Source organism: Serratia sp. LTN-2, from assembly GCF_059740205.1.
In genome coordinates this window covers 32,787-58,226 of record NZ_JCAXDO010000017.1, presented here as the reverse complement: position 1 = coordinate 58,226, position 25,440 = coordinate 32,787, and the positions used below count along the sequence as shown (strand labels likewise).

General features: G+C 53.3%; 24 protein-coding genes. All 24 read left to right on the top strand.

Features of this window, described 5'->3' with window-relative positions; translation table 11 throughout:
* Nucleotides 1–4 precede the first annotated feature (4 nt).
* The 24 genes from AC6BYQ_RS23415 (at nucleotide 5) to AC6BYQ_RS23300 (ending at nucleotide 25,425) form a co-directional block, all read left to right on the top strand.
* Nucleotides 5–1,495: a GspE/PulE family protein gene (locus AC6BYQ_RS23415; protein WP_094887940.1), complete on the top strand. Its 1,491-nt coding sequence runs from the start codon at nucleotides 5–7 to the stop codon at nucleotides 1,493–1,495.
* On the top strand, nucleotides 1,492–2,607 hold the full coding sequence (locus AC6BYQ_RS23410) for a type II secretion system F family protein (protein ID WP_498057586.1): 1,116 nt from the start codon (nucleotides 1,492–1,494) through the stop codon (nucleotides 2,605–2,607). Before AC6BYQ_RS23415 ends, AC6BYQ_RS23410 begins: the two co-directional genes overlap by 4 nt.
* A gap of 36 nt (nucleotides 2,608–2,643) precedes the next feature.
* Nucleotides 2,644–3,234, top strand: a complete 591-nt coding sequence (locus AC6BYQ_RS23405) for a type 4 pilus major pilin (protein ID WP_285142732.1) — start codon at nucleotides 2,644–2,646, stop codon at nucleotides 3,232–3,234.
* Nucleotides 3,235–3,288: 54 nt separating this feature from the next.
* Nucleotides 3,289–3,774 (top strand): lytic transglycosylase domain-containing protein, encoded by a 486-nt coding sequence (locus AC6BYQ_RS23400; protein WP_306686637.1) that lies wholly within the window; start codon nucleotides 3,289–3,291, stop codon nucleotides 3,772–3,774.
* Nucleotides 3,774–4,442, top strand: coding sequence for a prepilin peptidase (locus tag AC6BYQ_RS23395; protein WP_306686635.1), 669 nt, complete (start codon nucleotides 3,774–3,776; stop codon nucleotides 4,440–4,442). Before AC6BYQ_RS23400 ends, AC6BYQ_RS23395 begins: the two co-directional genes overlap by 1 nt.
* On the top strand, nucleotides 4,439–5,839 hold the full coding sequence (gene pilV / locus AC6BYQ_RS23390; RefSeq protein ID WP_306686634.1) for a shufflon system plasmid conjugative transfer pilus tip adhesin PilV: 1,401 nt from the start codon (nucleotides 4,439–4,441) through the stop codon (nucleotides 5,837–5,839). Before AC6BYQ_RS23395 ends, pilV begins: the two co-directional genes overlap by 4 nt.
* A gap of 25 nt (nucleotides 5,840–5,864) precedes the next feature.
* On the top strand, nucleotides 5,865–6,323 hold the full coding sequence (locus AC6BYQ_RS23385) for a DotD/TraH family lipoprotein (protein WP_285142728.1): 459 nt from the start codon (nucleotides 5,865–5,867) through the stop codon (nucleotides 6,321–6,323).
* Nucleotides 6,320–7,108, top strand: a complete 789-nt coding sequence (locus tag AC6BYQ_RS23380; protein WP_285142727.1) for a type IV secretory system conjugative DNA transfer family protein — start codon at nucleotides 6,320–6,322, stop codon at nucleotides 7,106–7,108. Before AC6BYQ_RS23385 ends, AC6BYQ_RS23380 begins: the two co-directional genes overlap by 4 nt.
* A gap of 13 nt (nucleotides 7,109–7,121) precedes the next feature.
* Nucleotides 7,122–8,282 (top strand): plasmid transfer ATPase TraJ, encoded by a 1,161-nt coding sequence (gene traJ / locus AC6BYQ_RS23375; RefSeq protein WP_306686632.1) that lies wholly within the window; start codon nucleotides 7,122–7,124, stop codon nucleotides 8,280–8,282.
* The gene (icmT, locus tag AC6BYQ_RS23370) at nucleotides 8,279–8,578 is read left to right on the top strand and encodes an IcmT/TraK family protein (protein WP_128884984.1); all 300 of its coding nucleotides are present in this window, start codon (nucleotides 8,279–8,281) and stop codon (nucleotides 8,576–8,578) included. The genes traJ and icmT overlap by 4 nt, the downstream gene beginning before the upstream one ends.
* Before the next feature lie 13 nt (nucleotides 8,579–8,591).
* Nucleotides 8,592–11,822: an LPD7 domain-containing protein gene (locus AC6BYQ_RS23365; protein WP_306686631.1), complete on the top strand. Its 3,231-nt coding sequence runs from the start codon at nucleotides 8,592–8,594 to the stop codon at nucleotides 11,820–11,822.
* Nucleotides 11,823–11,830: 8 nt separating this feature from the next.
* Nucleotides 11,831–12,310 (top strand): hypothetical protein, encoded by a 480-nt coding sequence (locus AC6BYQ_RS23360; RefSeq protein WP_129993771.1) that lies wholly within the window; start codon nucleotides 11,831–11,833, stop codon nucleotides 12,308–12,310.
* Nucleotides 12,311–12,399: 89 nt separating this feature from the next.
* Nucleotides 12,400–13,071 (top strand): DotI/IcmL/TraM family protein, encoded by a 672-nt coding sequence (locus tag AC6BYQ_RS23355; RefSeq protein ID WP_129993772.1) that lies wholly within the window; start codon nucleotides 12,400–12,402, stop codon nucleotides 13,069–13,071.
* A 1-nt stretch (nucleotide 13,072) separates the two neighbouring features.
* Nucleotides 13,073–14,062: a DotH/IcmK family type IV secretion protein gene (locus AC6BYQ_RS23350; RefSeq protein WP_306686630.1), complete on the top strand. Its 990-nt coding sequence runs from the start codon at nucleotides 13,073–13,075 to the stop codon at nucleotides 14,060–14,062.
* 4 nt (nucleotides 14,063–14,066) lie between these two features.
* On the top strand, nucleotides 14,067–15,281 hold the full coding sequence (gene traO, locus AC6BYQ_RS23345; RefSeq protein ID WP_129993774.1) for a conjugal transfer protein TraO: 1,215 nt from the start codon (nucleotides 14,067–14,069) through the stop codon (nucleotides 15,279–15,281).
* Entirely contained in the window at nucleotides 15,281–16,045 is a 765-nt protein-coding gene (locus tag AC6BYQ_RS23340) for a hypothetical protein (RefSeq protein ID WP_306686629.1), read from the top strand. The genes traO and AC6BYQ_RS23340 overlap by 1 nt, the downstream gene beginning before the upstream one ends.
* Before the next feature lie 8 nt (nucleotides 16,046–16,053).
* A complete protein-coding gene (gene traQ, locus AC6BYQ_RS23335) occupies nucleotides 16,054–16,584 on the top strand; it encodes a conjugal transfer protein TraQ (protein ID WP_128884978.1) in 531 nt (176 codons plus the stop codon).
* 15 nt (nucleotides 16,585–16,599) lie between these two features.
* Nucleotides 16,600–17,004: a DUF6750 family protein gene (locus AC6BYQ_RS23330; RefSeq protein ID WP_129993776.1), complete on the top strand. Its 405-nt coding sequence runs from the start codon at nucleotides 16,600–16,602 to the stop codon at nucleotides 17,002–17,004.
* Nucleotides 17,005–17,064: 60 nt separating this feature from the next.
* Nucleotides 17,065–17,670, top strand: coding sequence for a hypothetical protein (locus AC6BYQ_RS23325; RefSeq protein WP_129993777.1), 606 nt, complete (start codon nucleotides 17,065–17,067; stop codon nucleotides 17,668–17,670).
* Between the two features lie 2 nt (nucleotides 17,671–17,672).
* The gene (locus tag AC6BYQ_RS23320) at nucleotides 17,673–20,747 is read left to right on the top strand and encodes a putative type IV secretion/conjugal transfer ATPase (RefSeq protein ID WP_306686628.1); all 3,075 of its coding nucleotides are present in this window, start codon (nucleotides 17,673–17,675) and stop codon (nucleotides 20,745–20,747) included.
* Between the two features lie 129 nt (nucleotides 20,748–20,876).
* Complete coding sequence (traW, locus tag AC6BYQ_RS23315) at nucleotides 20,877–22,097, top strand: conjugal transfer protein TraW (RefSeq protein WP_285142715.1); 1,221 nt, start codon at nucleotides 20,877–20,879, stop codon at nucleotides 22,095–22,097.
* Entirely contained in the window at nucleotides 22,090–22,659 is a 570-nt protein-coding gene (gene traX / locus AC6BYQ_RS23310; RefSeq protein ID WP_306686627.1) for a conjugal transfer protein TraX, read from the top strand. Before traW ends, traX begins: the two co-directional genes overlap by 8 nt.
* Before the next feature lie 46 nt (nucleotides 22,660–22,705).
* Nucleotides 22,706–24,850, top strand: coding sequence for a DotA/TraY family protein (locus tag AC6BYQ_RS23305; protein WP_498057585.1), 2,145 nt, complete (start codon nucleotides 22,706–22,708; stop codon nucleotides 24,848–24,850).
* Complete coding sequence (locus AC6BYQ_RS23300; protein WP_306686625.1) at nucleotides 24,847–25,425, top strand: hypothetical protein; 579 nt, start codon at nucleotides 24,847–24,849, stop codon at nucleotides 25,423–25,425. Before AC6BYQ_RS23305 ends, AC6BYQ_RS23300 begins: the two co-directional genes overlap by 4 nt.
* Nucleotides 25,426–25,440 lie beyond the last annotated feature (15 nt).

Sequence of the window (25,440 nt, the reverse complement as noted above, 5' to 3'; positions counted from 1 at the left end):
CCATATGTATGAGAAACGTGGTTCAACCTATATCCATTTAGATCTGGCCAATACTGATGCCCCGACGCTGTATGTGTCTGACGCACACAATAACAGTCTGGCCGTCACGTCAGAGATTGCCGGCGCGTTTAAAAAACACCCCAGGCTGCAGGTTAAGCGGGTTCAGCTCGATAAGCTGAAAGAGATGCAGCAAAGCCAGCTCACTGAGAACCCCAACGCTAACGAATATTCCGTTCAACAGGCGAAGATTATTAGCTTCTTCAAGGATGCCAAGATGAAAGGCGCCAGTGATATTCATCTGCTGATCGGGATGAATGATGTGACGGTGGTGCAGTTTCGTGTGCATGGCGATCTTGAAACGGTGACAACGCTGGATTGCGCGGAAGGGATGACGCTGGCGTCAACGATAGTGATGTCGATGTGCGATGTGGCCGAGAAGAGTTTTAACCCCAATCGCGCTCAGGATGGGCGGGTGCGTAAAGAGTTTCTGCAAGGGCTTCAGCTCTTCGGCGCGCGTTATGCGCATACGCCGGCAGAATTTGGTCTGTATGTGGTCATGCGCATTTTGCCCGATGAGGGTAAAACGCCGCCTACGCTCGACGAACTGGGTTTTCTACCGGAACAGCAAACGCTTATTCGCCGTATGCTGGCGCGCCCTGAAGGCGTCATCACCCTGTCCGGCCCTACCGGTTCTGGGAAAAGTACCTCCCTGCGCACATTCAGCGAAATGTATCTGTCCTTTACCGGGCATCGAAAACGACTGATGACGCTGGAAGACCCTCCAGAAGGATTGATTTTAGGCGCGGTACAAACCCCCATCATTGCCGATAAAAACGATCCGGACGCTGTTAGCCGTGCCTGGGTCAGGTCTATTTCTGCCGCATTACGGCTGGACCCTGATGCCATGGTTGTCGGCGAAATTCGTGATGCCAACTCGGTTAAGTCTGCTTTGACGGCGGCCAAGTCAGGACACCTGGTGGAAACCACGCTGCATGCGAATGATGCGGTCGGCATTCTTGATCGCCTGACCGATACTCTGGGTATCCCCATGGGCCAGGTGGCCGATCCTCAAGTCATGATTGGCTTAATCGCGCAGCGACTGGTGCAGCTGTTGTGCCCTCACTGCAAGAAACGCTGGGAGGCGGTCAGAGCAAATCTGGGAGAGGAGAAAAGAGCGCTGCTTGAACGCTTTTGTCAGGTCGAAAAGCTGGCATTTCGCCATCCTGAGGGATGTGAGCACTGTTACAAAGGCGTAATCGGCCGGCGGGTCATTGCTGAAGTCATTCGTCCCGATGCCAGATTCATGGAGCTGTTTCGCCATGAGGGCAAACTGGCTGCGCGCAGTTATTGGGTGAACGAGCTGGGCGGTATCACTCGCGGCCAGCACCTGATGCGTTATCTCAATGACGGACTGGTCGACCCGATTGATGCGGACTATATCAGCCCGCTGGACGAGGACAGCCTGACATTGTTACCCCCGGAGGCTGCATCATGATTTCCCGTTTGCGCGAACGGTTGACGGCGCTACGGGGCAGGATGCCGTCATCGGAAACAATGAATGAAGGGGTAGGGCGCTGGTTGGCGCAAAAGACGTTCTCCACCGCTGACCGCCTGACGCTCTACGAGGATCTGGCTTTCCTGCTCGACAACAACCTCAAAGTTGAGAAAGCCATCAATTCAATGATAGGGAGCTTCGGCAAGAAACGCCCGCCGGTGGTCTATTGCCTGGAGGATATGCTCAGTGCCCTGCGTCAGGGGCGGTCAGTCGACCAGGGATTGGCGTCCTGGATACCCCGGCAGGAGGCCGCCATCCTCAGTTCCGGCGTTCAGGACGGCAACCTGGCTGCTGCCTTATACCGGGCGATCACCGTGGTGCAGGGCATGGCGAATATGAAATCAGCATTGGTGTCCACGTTGGCTTACCCGATGCTGTTGCTGGCAATCTCGTTTGCCATGATGAAGATGGTCACTGTCTATTTCCTTCCCCGCCTGGAGTCATTGTCTGCCCGAGATAATTGGACTGGGGCGTTGTGGTGGCTCAGCGCCATCTCAGAATTCTTTGTCAATCATGCAATTATTCTCGGTGGGTTGATACTCCTGCTGATTGGCTTCGTCGTCTGGTCGATGCCGAACTTGACGGGAACGGTGCGGCAGCATGTTTTGGACCGTCTATTGCCGTGGAGTGTGTATCGCGACGTGCTGGGAGTGGGTTTTTTACTTAATTTCAGTGCGTTGATGCGTGCTCAGGTGAAGACGGAGGATGCCATCGACATGCTGAGCCGTTATGCACCGCCCTGGTTATATGAGCGATTGGCCGCTACCCAGCGGCAGGTTAGGCAAGGTGACCATCTCGGGTTGGCGTTGCGCAATGCCGGCTACGGATTCCCCTCCCCGCGTGCTATCGACAAGCTGGTCCTGCTGACCGATGGCGACAACGCTGAAATCATTATTGAAAATTTTGCACGGGCCTGGCTTGTGCAAACTGTAGCCCGGATCAAGCGGACGGCGTCTTTGCTTTCTTACATCGCATTAGGCACCAACGCTGGCTACATGATCATGATCCTTCTGGCCACACAAAACCTCAACGACCTCGTGGGCACACGCTAGACCGTCCACTCTCTACGATACCTAAAGGAAATAGTAATGGAACTCACACAAAACATTCGCTCGACTGTCAACCGTGGGGCAATAACTATGATTGAAGCAATGATCTGGTTTGTTCTTGTCCTTGCTGTATTGGCTGTCGCTATCACACAAGGTGGCGGTCTGTTTAATCGTAACGATGGCAACACAGAGTACAGTAATGCTGCGGAGCTAATGACCAATACTCGCACCATGTTGAAAACATCCGGCATCTATAATTTTGCCGCCGCTGACGCCATGACCGGTGCGCTGATCCAGTTCGGGGGGGCGCCGGCCAACATGTCAGTTGTCGGTACCAAATCCTCGGGTAGCGCCAAGTTGCAAAACCTGTGGGGGGGCGCTGTCACCGTGCAACCCGTGGCAACGGCCGGTGGGCAGAAATCCTCCTTCTCTCTGACTTACGCGGCCGTTCCTCAAGAGGCGTGCATTACTCTGGCCACAAAACTGAGTGCGGCGCCGAGTGTTGTTACCACCATGGTCAACGGCACATCGACGAATGGCGCGATCGCTGCCAGCGCCGTGGGAGCGCAGTGTACTGCCGATAAAGGATCTGTTGGTCAGAACACCCTTACCTTTACCAGCAACACCTGATGCCCATCCTGCCGGCAACGTTCTGTTGCCGGCCTCCATCTGGAGTGCATTCTCATGTTGTCTTCCTTTCAACGAGCCCTGGCCTGTCTGGTGCTGGGCTGGACATTATTATTTTCGCTGCCGGCACAGGCGTTCTGTTTTAACGAGGCGGGTGCACGCTATAAAGTTGACCCGTTATTACTGCGCTCAATGGCAACTGTCGAAAGCAGCCTAAATCCTCAAGCCATTGGCAAAAATCGCGATAAAGCCGGACGAGTTACCAGCCGTGACTTCGGGCTGATGCAAATCAATGACCGGCATATTCCCCAGTTGCGTGCGCTGGGCCTCATCCGCAGTGAGCAGGATTTGCTGACCAACAGCTGTCTCAACGTGCAGATCGGGGCCTGGATATTGGCAAAGCACCTCAAACAATGCGGGGTAAATTGGCAATGCCTCGGCTCCTATAATGCCGGATTCGCAGATAACAACGGTCCGAGGCGTATGATTTACGCGCGGAAAGTGTATGCGATGTACATGAAACTGAAAGGAGGTGCTGCCTGATGGCTTTGTATCTCCTGAAGTTCTCGTTACTGATGGTATGCGCCGGCGCCACTCTGTTTATTGGCGCCCAGCCGTTGGTTCATCGAGCGAAACAATTCTTGCTTGAACATGATGGCCCCCCCCTCACTCGGCGGCAGGTCAGAGGCGTCACAATAGTTTTCGTCGGCAGCGGTACTGCACTGATCGCAACAACAGCCCTTGTGGGGCATCCCTGGGCTGGTACTGTCAAAATTCTGGGGCTGCTGGCCTGGGGTATTCCCATGGTGCTGCTGGATTTACGCAATTACTGGCTACCGCTGCGATATACCTCAGGTTTTTGGCTGACTGGTCTGCTGTTTACTTTGATGCCTGGAAGTGCACTTACCCTGACTGAGGCGCTCACAGGCAGTATCTGCATGTTTTTGTTCCTCTATGCCTTTCACTATGGCGCCAAGCATCTGCGGGGTGAAGAAGGGTTCGGCATGGGCGACGTGCATTTGATCGCCGCGCTGAGCGCCTGGTTTCCCTGGCAGCTCGCCAGCGTGCTGAGCGGATGTGCATTATTGCTGTTTATCGTAGGGGCATTACTGACGAACAAAAAGACTCAACCTTATGCTCCCTGGCTATTCGTGTTACTGGCAGTTGTAGCCGGTAGCTCCCCTCAATTGCTCTCTTCAGGTGCCCTATGACTGCTGAAAATGCCACTCCTCGTATTAACCGGGGGGGCACGTTGGTTTCGATGGCCATCGTTCTGGCGATCGTGTTGATTGCCGCTCCTATTGGGCTGGAAAGATATTCGAACTATATAGAAGAACAAACATGGGTCGTGACCGCGACACACCTGAGCACAGTGAGCGAGGGTGCCCGTCGATACGTGAAAGATAACTACGATACGTTGCTGAATCAGGTAAAAGGGGGCGGCAACGTAACGGTAACCGGCCAGACCCTGCGCGATAAAGGTTTTTTGCCGGCGGGGTTTTCCCTTACCAACAATAACGGCCAAACCTATATTCTTGCCGTGACACGTAATCCTTCGCAAACCGACAAGCTGGTCGCCTTTGTTTTGACCGCCGGCGGTCAAAAAATTACGTTCAAGGGCCAACGCTATATCGCTCAGAACACATCTGGCTTGGGTGGGTATATCGAACCCGTCAATGTTGCCAACGGCGCCGGCGGTGGCTGGCAGGTCAACCTGTCTAATATGGGACTGAATGGCCAAAGTGGCCATCTGGTTGCGTATCTGACGTCGGATATATTAGACGGAGGTACTGAAGAGAGTGACCGTCTCTATCGCTTTCAGGTCAACGGACGGCCAGACCTAAATAAAATGCACACCGCTATAGATATGGGGGGCAACGACCTCAACAATGCCAATAATGTTAACGGGAAGAGCCTGATAGCTCGGGAAAACGTCTGGTCAGACGGCTGGATTGGCGCCAACGGGGATATCCGCTCTAACGGGGGTTGGCTTATCACAAAACACGGAAAAGGTTGGCTCAACGAAGACCACGGCGGTGGCCTTTATATGGACGACAATGACTGGATCAGATCAGTCAACAATAAAGGGATCTACACCGGTGGCCAGCTCAAAGGCGGAACGGTTCGAGCCGATGGACGAGCCTCAGTAGGCGAATATCTGCAGCTTGATGGACAGGCACAGGAGAACACTGGTTGTTGGCCGAATGGATTGGTCGGTCGCATGCCCGACGGAGGCCTGCTTGTCTGTCAAAACGGTGTCTGGCGCGGCACAGGAAAAAGCAACGGGGCCTATCAAAACCTGGGTTATCACGAAGGTATATTCTCTGGCTCGAACCAAGGGGCATCGACGCTTTGGATCATCGCGAGCGGAGGTGAATCGCCCAAACGATGGGATGTTGAGGATGGCAGTTGCATGAACACTTATGCTTTAGAGGCAACTGTAAACGGCATGAATGTTGCCAGCAGCATTAACAATAACGTCCAATGGGCGAAACAAACTTCCATTACCTTCGCCGTTCCGGCGGGTGCAAGCTACAACGTGATCTCAAACCCTTTACCAGCTCATAGCTGCGGGCCTGGACGGTTTAACGTTCTCAGCTATCAATAATTCTTATCTCGCAGGACATCCTCTCATGAAGCGTTTATCTATGATCGCCGCCTTGTTCGGTTTAAGCGGGTGCGTCTGTACGCCGGCACCGCATTCTGTTGTTACTCCAACAGCGGCCGTCACTCCCGCGGCGCAGTCAATCCAGAACATCACAGCGACGCTCTATCAATCTGAGGCGCTGAACCAAGTGCGCCCGGTTTTATTCACACCCAAGATCACCGCCAATTCACAACGCATTACTGTGGATTGGGATGGTGATGCCATCGAACTGCTCAGCCAACTGGCTCACATGCGCGGCTTGTCATTCGCCTATACCGGCGTGCGACTTCCGTTGCCACTTACATTGCATGCCAGCGACGTCACCTTCGAACAAGTACTCCGCCTTGTTCGAACGCAAATAGACTGGCGGGCACGGCTTGAACAGCAATCGCATGAGCTGCGTCTGTTCTTTATGTTGCCCCTTAAAAAAGGAATGCCAGCATGAAAAAAATCGCTCTTGCCCTCGGGCTGGGGTTGCTCAGCACGGCGGCCGGTGCGGCCGTTCTGGATGGGGGGCCGCCCCCAGATATCGGGGCTTACTTGTCGCCAAAGGCGCCGGATAAACATGGATTGAACGACACTCTCTGGCAGTTGATGAACGAAGCTGGGCAAACCGTGGGTTTCCGCGGCGGCAAAGCGCAGCGCGCCTGGGAGCTGCAGCAAGCTTTAAACGCCCAAAACGACGCACTGAACAGAATGTACACCTTCGCACCACTGATTAGCCGTCAGGGTTGGTTACCGCCGGTCATAGTTGCTTCAGAATCGTTGGCACACATTACTGACAGGCAGATTCGCACAGCAAATAAGACTTACAGCATCCTGCTACCAGAACGGTTCGTCAGTAATCCGCCCACCTGGCGGCAGTATTTGCTGGCTGGGTTGACTATCAATACTGATATTCCCACTGACATCCGCCCAAAGAACGGAAATGAAGAAACTGTGTGGCGCGCCGCGGTAGAAAAAGGTTGGCAGGACGGGCGCGAGAGCGCTGATCGCACGCTCGAGAGCAATTTCAACCGCCTGACTCGCGATTACACCGGCATGTTGCGTTACACCACGCTGCTACAGCAAGGGATCATTACCCCGCCGGTCGTCAGTGAACAGCTGCAGACAGTCACGGGTTCCCGCGACAAGGTGACGATCGGTGATCGTACCCGTGAGCTCAAACAGCACGCTGGATTCGAGTTGGATAAAAAGCGCTGGAAGCCAACGGTTAACACCCGACAATAAAACAGGAGCATTGATGATAGCCCTCACCGATTTTGACTTCAGCGGGGGGCTTACCCCCGACAGACTCCGTGAATTTTTCATCCATTGTTACCGCCATAAAGTTTCCGATATCCATCTGCAAAGCGGCAGCAAAATCGTCGTGGATCATCATGGCCGTAAGGTTACCGCCAGTCAGTTCCCGCTAGATCACGCCAAACTGTTACACCTGATCGACAGTATCTATACACCTGATATCAAGGCCATGGTGCAAAGCGGCCAAGGCGCAGATCGGCCATTACAGCTCGAAGGTGACAATACTGGCCGGTACGGGCTGGAGCGCGGGGAGCGCGTCCGTTTTCGCAGCAACTTCATTCAGGCTACGATTGGCGCGCTTAATACCGCTATGGCAGTGACGCTGCGCGTCATTCCAACCGCCATCCCCCCATTGGACAGCCTAGGATTAGAAGACGACTTGCGCCAAAACCTGTTGCCCCTCGATGGCCTCGGTTTGGTTTGTGGCGTGACCGGCTCCGGAAAATCCACTCTGTTGGCGTCGATATATCAGCACTACGGAGAAACGCATCCGCACGGGAAGCTTGTCACCTACGAGGATCCGGTCGAATACCTCTTCGGCGGGCCTACCTGGCAGCTGCGACCTCAGCAGTCGGAAATCGGCCGCGACGTTCCAAGTTTTGCCCACGGGCTCCGTCTCTCATTACGTCAGGCACCGACTCTCATCGGAGTTGGTGAAATTCGCGACCTCGAGACCTTGCAAGCAGCAGTAGCGTGCGCCCAGTCCGGTCACCTGACACTCAGCACTTTGCACGCATTTTCTCCTGGCCATGCATTTTCTCGATGCATCCTCATGGCGCCGGCCGATGCTCGCGAGCAAGTCGCCTTCGACCTTCTCGATGCATTACGTTTCCTGATCGTACAGCGTTTGCTGCCGACCACCGACGGTAAACGCCAAGCGGTTCGGGAATACGTTCTGCTTGATGAAGCATGGCGCCGAAAATTAGGTGAAGTTCACTACTCGCGCTGGCCAGAAATGATTAACGGTGAACTTGCTGCACGGGAACATCGCATTGTTGACCACACATGGCGACTGTTTACCGCCGGGAGTGTTGATGAAGAGACCGCGAAACAGGTCATGGGCTATCCGCTGTTTACTGCGAAAAACAAGGAGGGTTTATGAGCAAAAACAATTCCCCCTGGATCGACAGCGGTGGGAAAGACTATTCACCTTGGCTCGATAGCGGTCGGCCGGCAACGATCCTCGGCATTCCCGTTCTGGTGTACCTGCTGTTTCTGCTTTGCGCTATTTGGCCATCCATGATGACTTTCATGTTCTGCCTGCTCGCACTCGGCATTTACAAAATTTTGTCCCTGTTCGGATTAACCCCAACGGTGTTGTTTCAGCGTCTCCACCACCTACTCCGCGGAACCTCAGTTACCGGCCGTCCCTGGTGGTATCGCAAGTTTTTCGAATAAATAAGGAAACCTCATGATAGCTACCGAACCCACCTATTTGGTGATCCCCGTTGAACAACGCAAAGAAGCGTTTCGCGCAGCGGGAAAACTTCCGGATGGAAGCAATGCCCTCACCTTCGATGGCGAAGCTAAATCCTGGTATGCCAACCCTGGGGCTGACCTCAGCAAACTCGCTAAGTGGCGCATCGATCCCACACTGGCCAAAACGGAAAAGCAAGGTGATGCAAAAAGGGAGTTCCAAGATTTTATTGAGTCTCTAGGCGGCGTCTTTGATAGACGAAACATGCTGGAAATGGATGGCAAGACACACCGAATTGCCATGCAGGACGACAAGCCGGGAAAAAAATCCGGTGTGTATGTTGGTCACCTCAACGGTTTTATTAACGGATGGTTCGCCGACCACAGAGACGGAGGAATGAGGCACACTTGGTCATTGGCTACGGAAAAACCCGATCCGGCCGTTCTTGCGCATCAAAAAGCGCTGGCAGCTCAAGAACGCTATAAACGTAACGAAGAAATAAAAAACGAACAAAATGTTGTCGCTAAAACCCAGAGTCGCATTTACGCACAACTCTCTCAGGCCAGCCATGATCACCCTTATCTTCAACGAAAAATGGTCAAGGCATCTTCGGGAGTGCGCCTCGATCGCCAAGGTAACCTGAAAATCCCCCTGAGCAACGTCGACGGTGAGATTCGTTCTCTTCAAACCATCAAGCCGGACGGCGCCAAGATGTTGACCAAAAACGGTCAGAAAGAGGAATGTTTCTTCGTCGTCGGAGGTACACTTAAGAATGGCTCCCCCATTGTAATGGCAGAGGGATACGCCACCGCAGCCAGCGGCGCAATGGCACTGCATCACCCAGTGGTAATGACCGTCGACTCCGGCAATCTGGTTAAAGTCGCTGGCGCGCTGAAAAATAAATACCCCGATAGTCCCATGATTTTTTTAGCAGATGACGACTTGCCTAAGCCGAAACGTCCGGGTAATCCAGGTAAAGAAAAAGCAGAAGAAGCCGCGGCACTAACCGGTGGCATGGTTCTATTACCAACGTTCAGCCCGGCGGAGCGCCAGCAGGAGTTAACGGACTTCAATGATCTGCATATTGCTCACGGACTGGCGGCACTGAGCGAACAGCTATCCCCGGTGCAGGCAATGCTAAAACCTACCCATCAACAAGAGGCAACCATGCCAAATACTCCGGTCGTACCAGAGATGACCAACCCGGAACCAGATCATGTGGCTAACGACACAGAAACCGTAGCTATTCCGCCAGTGCTTACCGATGAACCTTCTGAACCAACGCCTAACGTCGCTGAATCAGTATCAGATCAGGCATTGCCCGATCACGTAACTGCCAATGTGCCAAACGAGTTCACCGACTACAGCCATATAGCAGACGCCGTCATGGAGAATGAGGCTCTTATAGAAATATCAAAAACGGCAGAAATTGCCCCTACCGTTATCCCATCTCCTCCTTCTGTAGATGAGCAGTCCGCATCTATAGAACACAAAGAACCTGTAAAACAGGCAGCTACTGCAACAATCTCCAGCTCGGAGGCAGAAGACTCCGTAACGGAGGAACCCATTTCTTTTGCCAGTCGTCTGGCACCGCGACCTGCGGTAGAAAAGGAACAGGCGGCTCCAACGTCATCCTCTGAAGAAGTCGACGGTATCCACATTGAGACGCCTATTGGTAGCCAGACGCGCGCGGTGAAACCATTAGATCTGGATGCCTTAATGCAACAGATCACTCATGAAATGGCAGCAGACGGTCGTTCAGTGAAATATCTTTTTGCCGGCGAAGCGGCGTTTGTTGACCACGGCGATCGCTTGTTGATGGCGACTGCCCAAGCCAGCCAGAACGACGCCATGATCCTGAGTGCTCTGTTGGTTGCGCGAGAGCAGTACCGTGGTCGTATTGAACTCACCGGCAGCGACGAATTCAAACAACGAGCCATCACATTGATTGCGGAATACAACCTCGACCTCAAAATGAAGAACGCCCAACAGCAGGTGATGCTTGAGGAGGCAAGGCAGCGCCTCACCGACGAACCTGCCCCCGCTGACAAACCGTCACCGGTGGGATCACCGATATCCGCGATTGTCCCTGATGCAGCGGAACCCAATAAATCCTCCGTTTCGATGCAATCAGCAAACGCCTTGCCGCCAGAGCTTCAACCGGTAACGCTGCCACAAGAGGCGGCGCAAAATGCCAGTCGTGCTGAAGGCGAAGCGGGATTGACCGGCACACTACTCGATCATGGACAGGCCAAGTACAACTTCGATAACTCTGAGAGTAATAGTTACTACATCAAACTGCGTACAGCAGACGGAGAGAAGTTTGTCTGGGGCAAAGAACTGTCTCGGGTAGTACCGGAGAGTGGCTTGGCCAAAGGCGATATCGTCAAGCTAACCTGGCTCGGCCGCAAAGAGGTCACTGTAGAGGCAAAAATGCGAGACCCACAAGGGGAGGTAGTGGTAGACAAACACGGCGTAGAACAAACGAAGCAGATCACCACGCACCGCAACCATTGGGAAATAAAGCCGGCTATCGACCCCTCATTATTAGTTCGGAACGAACAGCAGTTGGTGCCGCCGGCGGCGCTGCATGCTTATGATATGACGCATTATCACGCACTGCAGCAACAGGTGATCCAGCTGGCAACCGAGGCAAAACTACCTATTCCTCCAATGCCAACACTGCAACAAGAGCTGGTCTGGTTAAAACCTAATGGGGAAGGTACCGAACCTCCGTCAACACGTCCTACAGTTACACCGCTACCGGCCCACACCCAGGATGCAGGCACCGCGCTAATTAAAACACTGGATGCGGAGAAACAACTCAAATTGCTTCTGATCAAAGGGCTCGGCGACTATGTACAGGGAATGGTGAAATATCAGGATGCATATCACCCGGTACTCGGCAAACTTTGTACTCATACCAATGGTCATCGCTATTTGACGCTCAACATTATCACTCCTGAAGGCCTAACACCGATCGGTCATGGTAATGCCATCAACAATGAGGAAGGTGCTAGCAACGCTTTTGTGTTCAATCTCAAAGGCGAAAAAGAGCGGTTGTATGCCCCTCTCGTTGAGCCGGCAAAGTGCCCGCCGGCGCTGCATAAACAACTGGGGTTCACGCGCGAGTACACGCCTCCGGCGCACACCCCGCAGCGCCGGGACGACGTGCCGGAGAATACAGTCAAACCCGCAACCGCATTCCCTCGCCCAGGGGCATAGGAGCTCTCATGATCCGTCAACTTTTCCTGGTCGCATTATTAATTGGCAATGTTTCTCTATCGGCGCACGCCGCCAACTGCCGGGCGGTATCTGCCGCGCAGGTGGGTGCGCAAGCGGGCTATGAACGAGATCGTAAAGCTGCCGAGGCCTGGTCGCAGCGTGAAAACCAAGTATCCGGTGGCTTGCAGCAATGCCTGGGTAGTATCAGCACGGCCATAACAGTACCGACATTTGGTGATCTCAGTGGGATCCTCAATGGCATCAAGGACAAAGTTTGCCGCGCGGTACGTGACAAGATCCAATCTTATATACCCAGTAAAATAGACCCATGGGGCGACCTGTCGTCCCAAACTGGCGGTTTGGTGACAACCCGTTCGATGAACGCGGCGCCAACCTACACGCCAACCACCTACAGCCAGCCTGCTACCGTCGCGCCAACATCGACCGGCAACAGCGGCAATTCCGATGGGTACATTTTCTCCCGATAATCCACCGCGCATTCGCGCGATGTTCAGCCATAAACGCGATCCCCCGTCCAGTTTTCCCCTGCGGCGGGGCTCACCCGTGGACAGTCACCATGAAAAAGCCAGTTACTCCACCTGCGTCTGCAGGTGAAACGCCTTACGCAGCTGCCGTGGCGCAGCATATTGCCAGTCAGCTCAATGCCGATTTTGCCCGTCGTTCTCTGGCGGTTAACTTGTGGCAAAGCGTCACTCTCGTCGTATGCGCGTTTATTATCGCTTTACTGGCGTATGTCGCCTTGCATCCTCCAGTGAAGTATTTCGCCACACAGGATGGGCAGATCACGCCGCTTTATCCCACTGATCAACCAGCCTACAGCGATATCAACGTGACCGACTTTGGCGCACAGGTATTGCGAGAGGCTTTCACGCTCGATTTTGTACATTACCGCAGCCAAATGAATGCGCTACAGGCTCGTTTCTCAGACGATGGGTTCCGCAGTTATTACACCGCCCTGACCACCTCCAACGTTTTGACAGCGGTGAAAGACAAAAAGATGAACATGTCGATTATGACCTCCCCCGGCGTAGTGGTTAGCAAAGGAACGCTCGAGAACGGCATTTATGCCTGGAAGATCCAATATCCGATAAAACTCAAGCTCACCGGCCAAGTGACATCGTTGCCCGAACAGTCATTTGTGATGTCACTACTTATCCAGCGTACCGACCCCCGTCTTAAACACACCGGCATGGAAGTGTCCCAGCTCATTACTTTCGAGGCTAAATAACATGAAAACCCCCCTGACCGGTTTGCTTCTGTTGACCCTGGCGCAAGCTGCAGGCGCGGCTACAACCGAAGTAGCGCCTGCCCCCGCCTGGAAACCGGCACAAACGCTGAGCGTGACACCTGTCAATGCCCCGCAACATGTCCCTGTAACAACAACACCAGAGCCAACAACGCCCTTACCGGAGGATGGCTCGCCACCGCTGCCTTTGCCTGCGCTGGATTATGCCCAAAAACAAATGGCGCCGCTCTCACCACGCGAGGTGGACAGCCTGCGTAATACTTTTGACCAACTTCAACGCAGCGAAAGCCGTTCACCGGTAACAGCGGTGCCGCGGGTTAGCTCTCTGACCGTCAACCTGTCGCCAGGTGCCTCATTGCCGATGCTCCGCGCCCTGCCGAATTTCCCGAGCTCTGTTTCGTTTACAGACGAAACCGGCGCGCCGTGGCCGATTGCCGCACCACCTCTTAATGGCAACAACGCTGGTTTTGAGGTGAATTACATTCCCGACAGCCCAGCCATGTCCGTTCAGGCCCGGCGCGCTTACGACACCGGCAGCGTAACGGTCTATCTGAAGGGATTACCGGTTCCCGTCGTCATAGCACTGACCAGTGGCGAACCGGACAACACCGGCAGGTCCCAGATCACTGACAGCAGCCTAAACCTGAGGCTCCCTCTTCGCGGACCATCGGCAAAACCCCTGCCGATCGCACGCGAGAAAATCAGCCTCGATAATCCTACGCTGCAGGCGTTTCTGGACGGCGTCCCGCCCGATGGCGCCCGTCATCTCAAAACTGGCGGCGGAGTTCCGTTGACTGCCGTTTGGCAGATGGGAGACGACCTCTATATCCGCTCACGAAGCGAATTACGCGATGCATTTGTTGAAACCTCTTCCGCGGCTGACGGCACCCATGTGTGGAAACTGCCGCTCACTCCGGAGGTGGTGTTCTCTGTACAGGGTCGCAATACACCACTGACCATCAATCTGGAGTAACCCTATGGCCATCGAAAAAGATGCGGCGAGCGACGGCAAAAAAAGCCTGCTCCTGCTGTTATCCGGAGGCATCGGCCTGCTCGCTCTGTTATTTGTGGGCTGGGGCTATTTGAACCAGCCGGCACCGACCCCATCGCAATACGCTATTAACAACCTAGCCAATAGCGCGCCGGTTACCTCTCAGGAAACAGCGCAATATCAGCAGCTGATCAAAACGGGTAACCGTATTGGTTCAGAAGCAGCAGCTGCCAGCGATGGTAGTTTTATCGCTTCATTGCGCATGAGTGATGTGCAAATCGAAACACCAAATGAGCCGCCTCCGCCGGTAGCCCTTAAAACAACCGCGGAAACCGACACCACCTCAGTTCCTCAGTCTGGGGGAGCCATCCAAGAGGATCAAAAAGCAGCGTTAAAAAGCTATCTGAAGCTGCTCAACGATCGCTGGCGACCGGGCAACATGCAGTTAGCTGGCACCTTTGGGCAGACACCTGCTGCAGGAGAACACGAAGCCGGGGCCGGCAATAACGCTTTCAGTCAGTGGTCGCAGAGTCTGCCTGGAAGAGAGGCAACTGTCGCCTCGGAAGTCCCTCCCTCAGCTCGTACATCTGGTGATGCCGTCATTGTGCCGCCAAACACTCGCCGCCCGGCGGTGGTCGACAATGCCATCGATTCTGACAACCTTAATTCACTGGTGCTGGCCCACATACCAGCCGGCCAGTTGGCCGGTGCAGAATTCACCGCTAAGGGCATACAGTTGGCCGGCGATGGTGTCGTGATCCACTTCACTCGAATGACGCTTAATGGCGTCGACTACCAGGTTGATGCCTACGCGCTGCAGGACGACACCCTGCAATCTACCGTCTCCAGCGACGTCAATAATCGCTACGTCAGTCGTATTTTGCTACCTGCTTTGGCCATGGGCATAGGAAAAGCCGGTCAGCTGTACGAACAGCAAAATACCCAAATCCTTGCCACCAATGCCGGCACCATCAGCGGCGGTACAGGACAGGTGAAAGGTTCAGCCCTCGCGGGCACCGTCGCTGGCGGTATCGGTACTCAAGCCGGACAGGTGATGGCGGCCGACGCTGCACGGTTACCGGTCAAACAGGTGAAAGTCTTCAAAAACCAAACCATCGCGATTCATTTCATGAAAGGCGTATACGCCAGCGATCGCATCAATCGGGATGCTATTACCACATCCCTCGCAGGAGAGCGTTAATGTCTAAGTCTCATTTCGACCTGAATAACCCGCCCCCGGACGAGCAACTGGATGAACCAATCGAGGCAGAGACTCCGATCGTTCGTAAGCCTTCAGAACCACGGCTGATCACATTGCCCTTGGGCTTAAAAGTTACACGTCTTCAGATGATCGCCCTAATAATCGCGCTGTTAGCCATAGTCACCTACGGTGTGCTACGCAACACACCACAGTCCAGTGGTAGTAACGGCAGCACCCAATTCGTGACTCAAGAGACACCAATACAGCCCACGCCAACTCCAGCGCCAGCAGCACCCCAGTCCCCCCCAGCAGGAGTGCATATCGAATCAGCAGATCGCGAACTTGAACCTCTCGGTGAAACCGCATCGCTAACTAACGCCGAGGACAATGCGCAGCAGGCAACGGCACAAGCTCTAGACAACGTGTGGGTATACGCTCGCGATAATCGAGAAGGTCTCAAATCACTGGATCAGCGCTTGCGTGCTCTTGAGCAGCAAGTTGCTGCTCAAGCTGTAAGACAGCCCCAACCTGCTGCGGTTATGCCTGCCGCTAAACCAATCGGAAATACTGCTTCACGTCGCCCAAACGCGAACCACAGCCTCAAAGGAGCCTCGATAACCAGTCTGTATCCGGACCTGGCCTGGGTGACTTATCAGGGGAGCAGTTGGGCATTACGACCAGGCGATTCCCTGGGGCGCGCAACAGTACTGCGTATCGATACTGAAAAACGTGAGGTGATCACCTCCGCCGGAACCATTCGGTAAGGAACGCTATGGATTTGGTCCAGATGCTGGCCAACGCAGTCAACAATGTGACAGACGTCGGTATTCGCCTGGTACTGGCGATCGGTTTAGTTGGTGGGTTGGTCATGATGGCCATGCACTTGAGCAGCATCGCCGGCAAAGCTCGACGCGGGCAGGTACAAGACGGCGCCGGCAAAATTGTCACCGTTGTCGTGATGTGCGGTGCCACTATCGCCCTTCACCAGGTGATGAACGCTACATCAAACCAGATGGCGCTCGGTAGCGTTACCTTTGGCGCCATCGCCTATGTCTCCGAAGGAAAATACGGCCCGGCCGCCACGGCCATCAACGCAACCCTGACCTTGTTACAACTGGTCGGCGTGATTTACGCGCTACAGGGGCTTTTGCGCCTGCGGCGTTCACAGAAAGACGGCCACACCGGGCTCAGTGCCGGTGATGACGTTGTTAGCGGCGCAAAGCGTCTGATCATCGGCACTATGCTCGCCGCCAATCCGCGTGTACTCGATGCACTGCAAAACACTCTTAATATCCATTGGTAAAACTACGAGGTAGAAATGAACGTTCTGAAATCCCTGAAAAATGCTCCCCTGCACGCGGCAGTCAAAATCTATATGGTGGCCGATGCCCTTCGTCGACATATCGCCAGTATTCTGGCAGCAGTGATTAGTATGGTCGTTGCCCCGCTGGCTCATGCGGACGATGATCTTGCTGGATCAATCGAAGCCATGCTTAACGGAGTAACCTCCCTGAAAGACCCGTTTGTTAAATCTATCGGTGTGATCGGCCTGCTATGTATAGCTGCAGGAATTATCATGATGATCTCTAAGAAGAATAATCCTCAGATTAAAGTTTCTCATATCATGATTGCAATTGTAGCCGGCGCTGCATTATTGGCACTTGACCAGGTCGCAAACCGCAGTCAGAAACAGATGGGAATGCAGCCCGTAACTGCTGGTTAATTGTTCCAGGCCATCCCGTTCGGGATGGCCTTCCTGCTACCAGGATCTCTGGAAATATTCATGCTTATTTTCTCCATCTCCCGGCGAATTACCGGGCATGCTCTCACACCTGCGCAGCGCGATGCATTGGACGATCAGGCTCGCCGTGGCGGTCATAGCTGTGACTATTGCGGTTATTCATCACCACACAACAGGGCCGTGTTTAGGGACACCAATCCATTGAATACTGCCCAGGACAACCTGGGGGTCGCAGATCCAATTTGCGAAGCCTGGCAAAAACTCGACTCTGTTTCTGCCGAAGCGGGTGTGATGGTTTATCTGCCTGCTTTGGCTCCGGAAGATGCAAATCATCTGCAGCGGGCTATCGTGCAGGCATTATCCTCCACCGACGATGAATATCGCAGCGACGCACAAGCGTTACTGGACTGGCTGACAACCCACGACAGTCCCGTCAAACAAGCTTGGGGCACCACACACCCGCAAGCGTTCGCCCAGGCTCTGAGCAGACTGGATGAGGAAGGTCGACAAACTGCAGCGGAGCGCTGGCAACATCTCGCGTTAGTGTTACATCCCGCACGTATAAAAGACTGGCTGGCCACTGACGGTCTTGAAGCGGGAACAACCTGGTGGCGCGCTTTCTATCACGACTATCTGTCCCGGAGTTAACTGTGATTATCGATAAAATCGAAGATCTCTTTGCTTATTTCTCCCGTTATGTTCTAGGCCGCGATTTCGCACAGTATTGTGACCTGCGTACCGTCATCGGCCTGACACCAGACGACAAAATCCGACACCCCTCACTTGATGCTCCCTACATACACGTCACTAAAACTAACGACTATGCCAGCACATTTGAGATCCTAGGAGCTTTTCGCGAGTTCAGTGAGGCAGTTCCCCAGCACGAAAATGAAACACCGACGCCGGACAGCTTCCTGCGCTTCGTTCTGAAATTACGCGATGCATTGACCGGCGATTTCAAAAGCCTGGGTCATAAAATCAGCATCGTTTTCGAACGCGATCCAACGCGCAGCGCCGAAGAAATCACTCGTCTCGTTGAACCGCAACGACGCGCCTACCGTAAGCTTGGTCTGGCTCTCGATGACCTGGTCGATGAGCAAATCGTCAAACTCACGCCGTATGTCGCCCGCGAACGAGTCTGGCTTACTGTGTATTCCGCCATTGGCGCTCTGCCGCTCAGTGAACGTAGAGAAGAAATACAGCGGCAGAATACTCAATTCAAAAATCTTCCTGAAGCCCGTTTCGGGCAAAACCCGATTTACGCCGAGTTTGAAGGCCTTAAGCTGCGCCACGACGCATTTATCGATAAGCTGGCCACTGATTTGGCCGACGGCAACGACGGCGTGATGGTTCGATTGCTTGACGCCCATGAAGCTGGCCATGTGATCCGCGATGAAATAGAGCGGCTGAGTACCCATGAAGAGTGGCGCCCCCTGCTGCCAGGCGATCGCGTGATCCCTCAAGGAAAATTGCGCGGCGACGATATCAGCGCAGCCCTGGCACCGCACTTGAATTTCCAGTTCTGCGACACCGAGGTCGACACCCACGGCAGTCTTATAGAGGTCGACGGACTCTATCACGGTCAGTTGGCCATGACGCTGGCACCTCAGCGCCCCGAATCCTTTGCCCAGCTGTTCACCAAAGTACCACGGCAGCTACCCTGGCGCTTGCGTCTGGACTTGATGCCCGGCGGCGGTGAGGCTTTGGAAAAAAAGCAGCAGCTACTGTCGTTTGCCGCCTTCGTCCCTAAACTACGAGATATTTACGACTCCATTTCATGGTTGATGGCGCAGCACAAGAAAGAGCCTGTTTGTATGATGAGTATCACCGCCAGTACCTGGGACGCAGACAAAAGCCGTTTGAAACGCAATCTGACGTTACTGCAAAAAGCAATCCAGAGCTGGGGTGTTACAACAGTGACCCGTACTTTCGGCGATCCCATTCGTGCCTGGGTCAACACTCTACCTATGGTGTCTAGTTTCAGCGCGCCAACGCTAATGTACCCCCCTTTGTCTGAAGCGTTAAAACTGATGCCGCTGCAACGGCCAGCGAGCCCCTGGGGTAACGAAGGCAACGCAATTTTCCAGACCGTCGACGGCAAGCCTTATCCGATCGGCTTGGGCAGTTCGTTGCAGGAAAAGCACACCGAGTTGCTCGCAGGGCCTCCAGGTTCGGGCAAATCCCTGTTAGCGAACAGCCTTCACCTCGATGCTCTCACTAACGGTAATACTGATCTGCCGTTTATGGCTTTCATTGACAAAGGCTTTACCGCTCAGGGCTTTTACGATCTGGTCTATGACAGCCTACCCCACGGACAAAAGGACAAAATTGCCAGTATTATTCTGCGTAATACAGCAGATTTCTGCCGCAATCCGTTCGATATCCAACTTGGACTTAAAGCCCCAATTAGCACTGAACGTGACTACTTGCTCGGCCTGTTGACCAGCCTGTGTATCGATCCACAGCTGGGCACTGCACCTGATGCCCCATCATGCAGACAGATCCTGACACGCGCTATTGAGATGGTGTACCGCAAGAACAGCGACATTGAACCGGTGCGTTATGGAGCATCATTGGTTCCGGAGGTTGATGCCGCGCTGGAAACAAGCGGCTGTTTGAATCGCTATGATGCCGCTTGGTGGGAGATCGCTACCTGGTACGAAGTCCGCGATATGCTGTTCACTGCCGGCTGCGTTGCTGAGGCTGCGTTAGCACAGGCTCAAGCTGTACCTGAGCTCAACGATCTGCAGGGGGCGCTAAACAGCGAGGAAATGCGCAATGTCTTCGCTAACGTCAACCGTCCCGGATCGGATGAGTCATTACTGCATTATGTGTCACGCTGTCTGACACAGGCGCTGTTCGATTACCCGTTGATATCGGGGCGCACGCGGTACTCCATCAACCCAAATACGCGCATTCGTATCGTCGACGTTAACAACGTAGCCGGCAATCAAACTCCGGAAGGTAAAATCAAGACAGGTATCATGTATCAGTTCGCCCGCCATCTGGCCGGCGCTAACGACTTCTATCTGCCACAGTACCAGGATGAACTCTACAATCATCTGGATCCACGTTATGTACCACTGCATCGAAAACGCATCGAACAACTGGATCAGGAGGTCAAACTCATCTTTATCGATGAGCTGCATAACATCAGAGGTATCGACATTTTGTGGGACGCACTCGAAACCGAAGATCGCGAGAAAAGAAAATTCGGTATCCGCACGGTGTTCGCTTCGCAATATTTGGATGATTACCCGCAGACAATCCTGGAATCCGCCAACTCCCTGTACCTGATGCGGGTAAGGACTAAGGACTTCCCTATTCTGCAGGAAACTTTCAAGGTGCCGCGTACCACACTAAATAGGTTGCTCAACACAACCCGCGGCGCCGCGCCGGATGGAAGTGGCGTCACGTTTCTGGCCGTTTTCCAAACCACCAATGGCAACGTGGCTCAGCTGCTCAAAAACACCGCAGGGCCACTGCGGCTCTGGGCATTAAACTCGACCCCGGTAAACCGCGCTCTACGCAACATGCTGTATGACGCGTTGGATGGCCAAACGGCCCGACGTTTGTTGGCCAAAACCTTCCCAGGCGGTTCAGCAGAAAAACATATTGCGATGATGAAAAAGCGCGCCGGCAATGACGATGAAAGCGGCGCCATTCGTCAACTGGCCAACGACATGCTGGCAAGCCTCGGCTATGTACAGGGGGATGCAGCATAAGGAGCAACCATGCGCCTTTATCACTGGTATATCCGTGCTTTCCTCCGCAGACCTAACCTCCACATCCTCGCTTACAACACTATTTTTGGGCCGCGCTATTTGCCGGTATTTTCTTGAGGACGCTTTGAAATGAAATCATACCCTCCTGCCATGAGGCTTTCCCCTCTGGTCGTGCTGGTACTCTCCGCATTAGCTTCTCCAGCGCACGCTGTCTCCGTTGTCGTAACCTCTAGCGTTCCCATTGAGACACAGGTCGCTCCGGTCCTTGGGCAGATGAGCGGTACATTGACAGGGATGGCTGCTACACAGCAGCAGATCGGTGCCGCCATCAACCAAAACGGCGGCAAGATCGCCACGCAAATCGAACAGGCAGCACAAGCACAACGCGATCAAGATATTTTTGCTCGTCAAACCGAACGCCTCGAGCGATCGCGCCGAACCTATACCATACCGGATAGCCTGTGTACTGAATCTGGTTCCGGCATGGTCACACAAGTTCAAAGTCGCGCTCGCGCGCGACAAAGTTCGCTGTCGCGGGGCCAGGGAATCAACAATGCCATGATCCGCCAGGGATGGACCGCCCCGGCTCCAGCACCAGAACAGACAGCCTTTCGGGCCGCAGGCGTACATGCCGATTACTGCGATGCCACCGATATGGCTGCTTACGGCGGCACGGGAGTATGCACTCGCCTATCTGAATTGCCGGGGGGTGATAAGCGGTTTACGTCTCTACTCGATGGTGCCGGCGCTGAAGGCAAAGCGCCTGATTTAACCTTCGATCAGAAACAGACCGACGCAGCAATGGCTTACGCACTTAACAGTGCTCCAGCCTCGGCCGGGAAACAGCTCAGTAAAGGCGAAGTAAAAAGCGCCTCCGGCCGCCAATATATTGGCCTGATGACGCAGTACGAAGCAGTGAACACCGCGGCACGCGAACCCATGTTGGCCATGGTGGCCTCCAGTCAACCCAGTGAAGCAACACGCGATGTGCTGAAAGAAGTGATGCAGACCCCATCAGCTGCCGCCTACTTCAACCAGACAGCATCTGATGAGGCCCGGCGTACCGGGATGATGTCGGAGCGGGAATTTGAGCAGTTCGACGTAGGTCGGCGCTATGCCAACACCGACTATCAAACCGACCTGCAGGCGATGGACGGCGACAACCTGGCGCGCGAATCTATCCGTGTGCAAGCGCAACAAAACTGGTTGCTGTTGGGGATAAAGCAGCAGCTGCAAAAAGGCAACGTCTTGCAAGGCCAACAACTGGGCCTAAATGCCAACGAGGTTTATCGTCCACAACTGCAGGCCAAGCTGCACGAACTCAGCGCCGGAGGGGCTCGTAATGACTGACCAATCCCCGAAATCTAAAACGTCTTGGAGGCGCGCCAGCAAGGGACTGTATTTCACTGCAAATCTGTTCCTACCGTTATCGGAACTGCGTTACGCGGCGACTAAAATTGGCCCTTCACTCGCCAATAACTTGAAGCGCAGTCTGATGCTTGCTTACGGCTACCGGATTGAACATCAACAGACACTCCCCGCGCTACAGTTTGAGGAGGCAGTGGCCGCCAGCGGCGAGTCTGTGATCACCTTGATAAACAGATTCAGGCGCCGCAAGCATCTGTGTCTCGTTCTGGGTGCAGTACCAATACTGATCGCTTTGTCGGTCGTTCTGCTGGTTCTGGCCAGCGAGGTATTTACCCCAACTCTGCTGATCCGGACCGCAACACTGTGTTTTACATTGTTCGCTTTGGCAGCGATACCATTACTGCAAGCGTTTATTTCCACCTGGCGGCTATGGCAATTACGCAATCAACGCCTTTCCAAGGAGGAAGCCGGCAGCCTGACCGACTTTCTGCGGGAAAACACCTGGTGGCAAGTTCTTCTACGGTACGAACGCCCGATCCAATAACTTCCTCTTGCCTGTTTACGTCAGGCACTCCGACTGGTGAAATCTTATGAATGCCTTTCGAAAACTTGCAGCAGGCCTGTTGTTGGGCCTGTTCTGCCTTTGCGCGCACGCGGATTCCGCAGTCAGCTTCAGCACGATCGAGCAGGCAGCTAAACGTACCGATGATCTGTCTCGTCAGGCATTGGTTATGATTTTTGGTGACGTTGTCACCAATCCGTTATCTACCGAAACCAGTATGGTCGGTGAACTGTTCTTTGTTTTTAACGGTATCGTCATGGCGATCGCCGTGGTGTGGTTCCTGGTGGTCACCCTCACGCACCTGGTCAAGGCCGGCCAGCGCGGCAAAGTATTCAGCCAAGGGAGCTCAATGGTCGGTCCCGTCAGCACAGCAGCAGGGTTCATGACCTTGGTGCCAACCGTGTCAGGCTGGTCTATCGCTCAACTGATATTTTTGTGGGCGGCATCCGTTATGGGCATTGGCAGCGCGAACGTGGTAACCGACCGCACGGTCGATCTTCTCAAGGACGGCTACAGCCTAGTCGTACAACCCGTGGCACCGCAAACTGTCAGTGCCGCGCGAGCCATCTATGAAATGAACCTGTGCATGTACAGTATCAACACCGAACTGCGTGACATGTATCAGCAATACGGCCAGGCTGGCACACCACTAATGGGCATCAAGACCCTGACCGATGGTTTTGAGATCGGCAACGGGAGTGCATTGTGTGGCGCAGCTCGGCTGCCGGAAAGCCTCGCCGACAAAACCACTGGCTGGTTGTTCCCTGCCCCTGTAAACACAGAAAGCATTATCAGCGCACAACGGAGCGCCATGAATGAAATGCAAAACAACCTGTCGACAGCCGCCGCTCAGTTTGTAACGGCATTAGTCAACAAGCAGAACAGTGGGACTGGCGCGCTCCCGGACGCCGAAACTGACATCCAAAGGGCCGCACAGGCCTACGAAAATCGCATCAATCAAACCCTAAACGCTCAAGGCCAAACCAGCGAACTGGCTGATGTATTGGCCGCTCAGTTGAAGAAAAGCGGGTGGCTTGCTCTCGGGTCGTGGTATCAAACATTTGCCACTGCAAATAATAAAATTAACGATGCCGTACAGCTAAAACCCGTGATTACTGGTCGCTCTGGAATTGGAGAAGTTGGCGTAAGCGATCTATTTAATAATGTATTCACCGTATATCGAACTCAAAAGCAAAATACTTCTTTTGTACCTCCACTCGGGACAGAAAGCGCTAAAGATACCCAGCAATCCTTAGATGCATCTGAGGCCAGTGCAGTTTTTGTCGGTTTCTTGAACTCCCCCATGCAGAATTTAGCGAACGCTATCGCGACATCTGAGTTAGGCAGTGACTTTGGTACTGGAAACCAAATGAACCCAATGCTGAAAATGAAATATGTTGGTGATATCACGTTAGGCGGAGCCGAAGCTGCACTCGGCATATTCACTGGTGCGAAAATTCTTGCTGCAGTTTCCACTGAAGGTTTTTGGGGTCAATTAGCCAGCGCCTTTTCTGGTAATGCTACTCAAGGTATCGCGGCTGGGCTAGATGCCCTCTCTCCGATTGTATACTTTATTCTGTTCATGTTGTTTGGCATTGGTTTTAGCTTGTCAATCTACCTGCCATTTATACCATTCATCTATTGGCTAACAGCGGCGGCTAACTGGATAGTCAGTGTGTTTGTTGGCGTCACTGGTGGCACATTATGGGCTGCAACTCATATCGGCACAGAAGGAGATAGAGGCCATCGTTCTGCATATGGCTATATATTTCTCATTGACGTTATGATTAGGCCAATGTTAATGGTTTTCGGATTTATCTTTGCAAGCATAACGTTGATCGTAATGGGTACACTACTCAACCTCATGCTAGGGCCTGCCATTGCTAACGTTCAAGCAAACTCTATTACCGGAATATTCTCTTTAATTGGTATTCTCACTCTTTATGCTCGCATATGTACCACTACAGTTACCCGTGTATTCGGGTTGCAAGTGACCATGCCTGACTACATCATCTCATGGCTCGGCGGTCGTGAAGCTGCAAGCATTCTTGGTGGTATGGTTGAGTCAACAAAAAGTATCTTTGCCGGCTTTTCAAATGGACTACAAAGATCTCCTGGTGTAAGATCTAATATGAGAAGTAACAACAATGGAAATGGAGATGGTATAAAATGACGAAATACCAAAATCACTTAAGGACACTCTTTTTACTTTTTACATTAACCTCTGGTGTAGGCTGCCTACTCTTTTCAATGGTTCTTTTTCTCGTATCCGACGCAAGAAGCAACCCATCGTGGCCTTACATCTTCCTGGCAATTGGCGTAACGTTCATTTATGCATTTGCGAAAGTGCAAGAAAAATCAAAATTAAAAACACGTAACGCAATCGAAGCCTTCAAGTGCAATGAGTTTTCTCCAACCAAAGAGTATGAACTCAAAATCCTGGATGCAGGTAAATACTTAGGTATTGATGTTAGAAGCGGAACCATACTGTTGGTGTCAACTACTGAGTCCATTTACCAAGGAAAGACGACACTCGAACTTTCAGGGTATGAGTGCAATGGAAATATGCTAACACTGAAGTTTAATGACGTTTATTTCCCCTACTTCCGTATCAGTGCAGGAACGGAAAGTAAATGCATGAACTTTGGTCGCAAGTTGGATGCTTTACTGTCATCATCTTATCGACCAGAAAAAGACTCAGGCAACACTTTCAACAAGTTCGTGAAACAAAAATCTTTGGCTTATTAACTCATTTTTAATTTT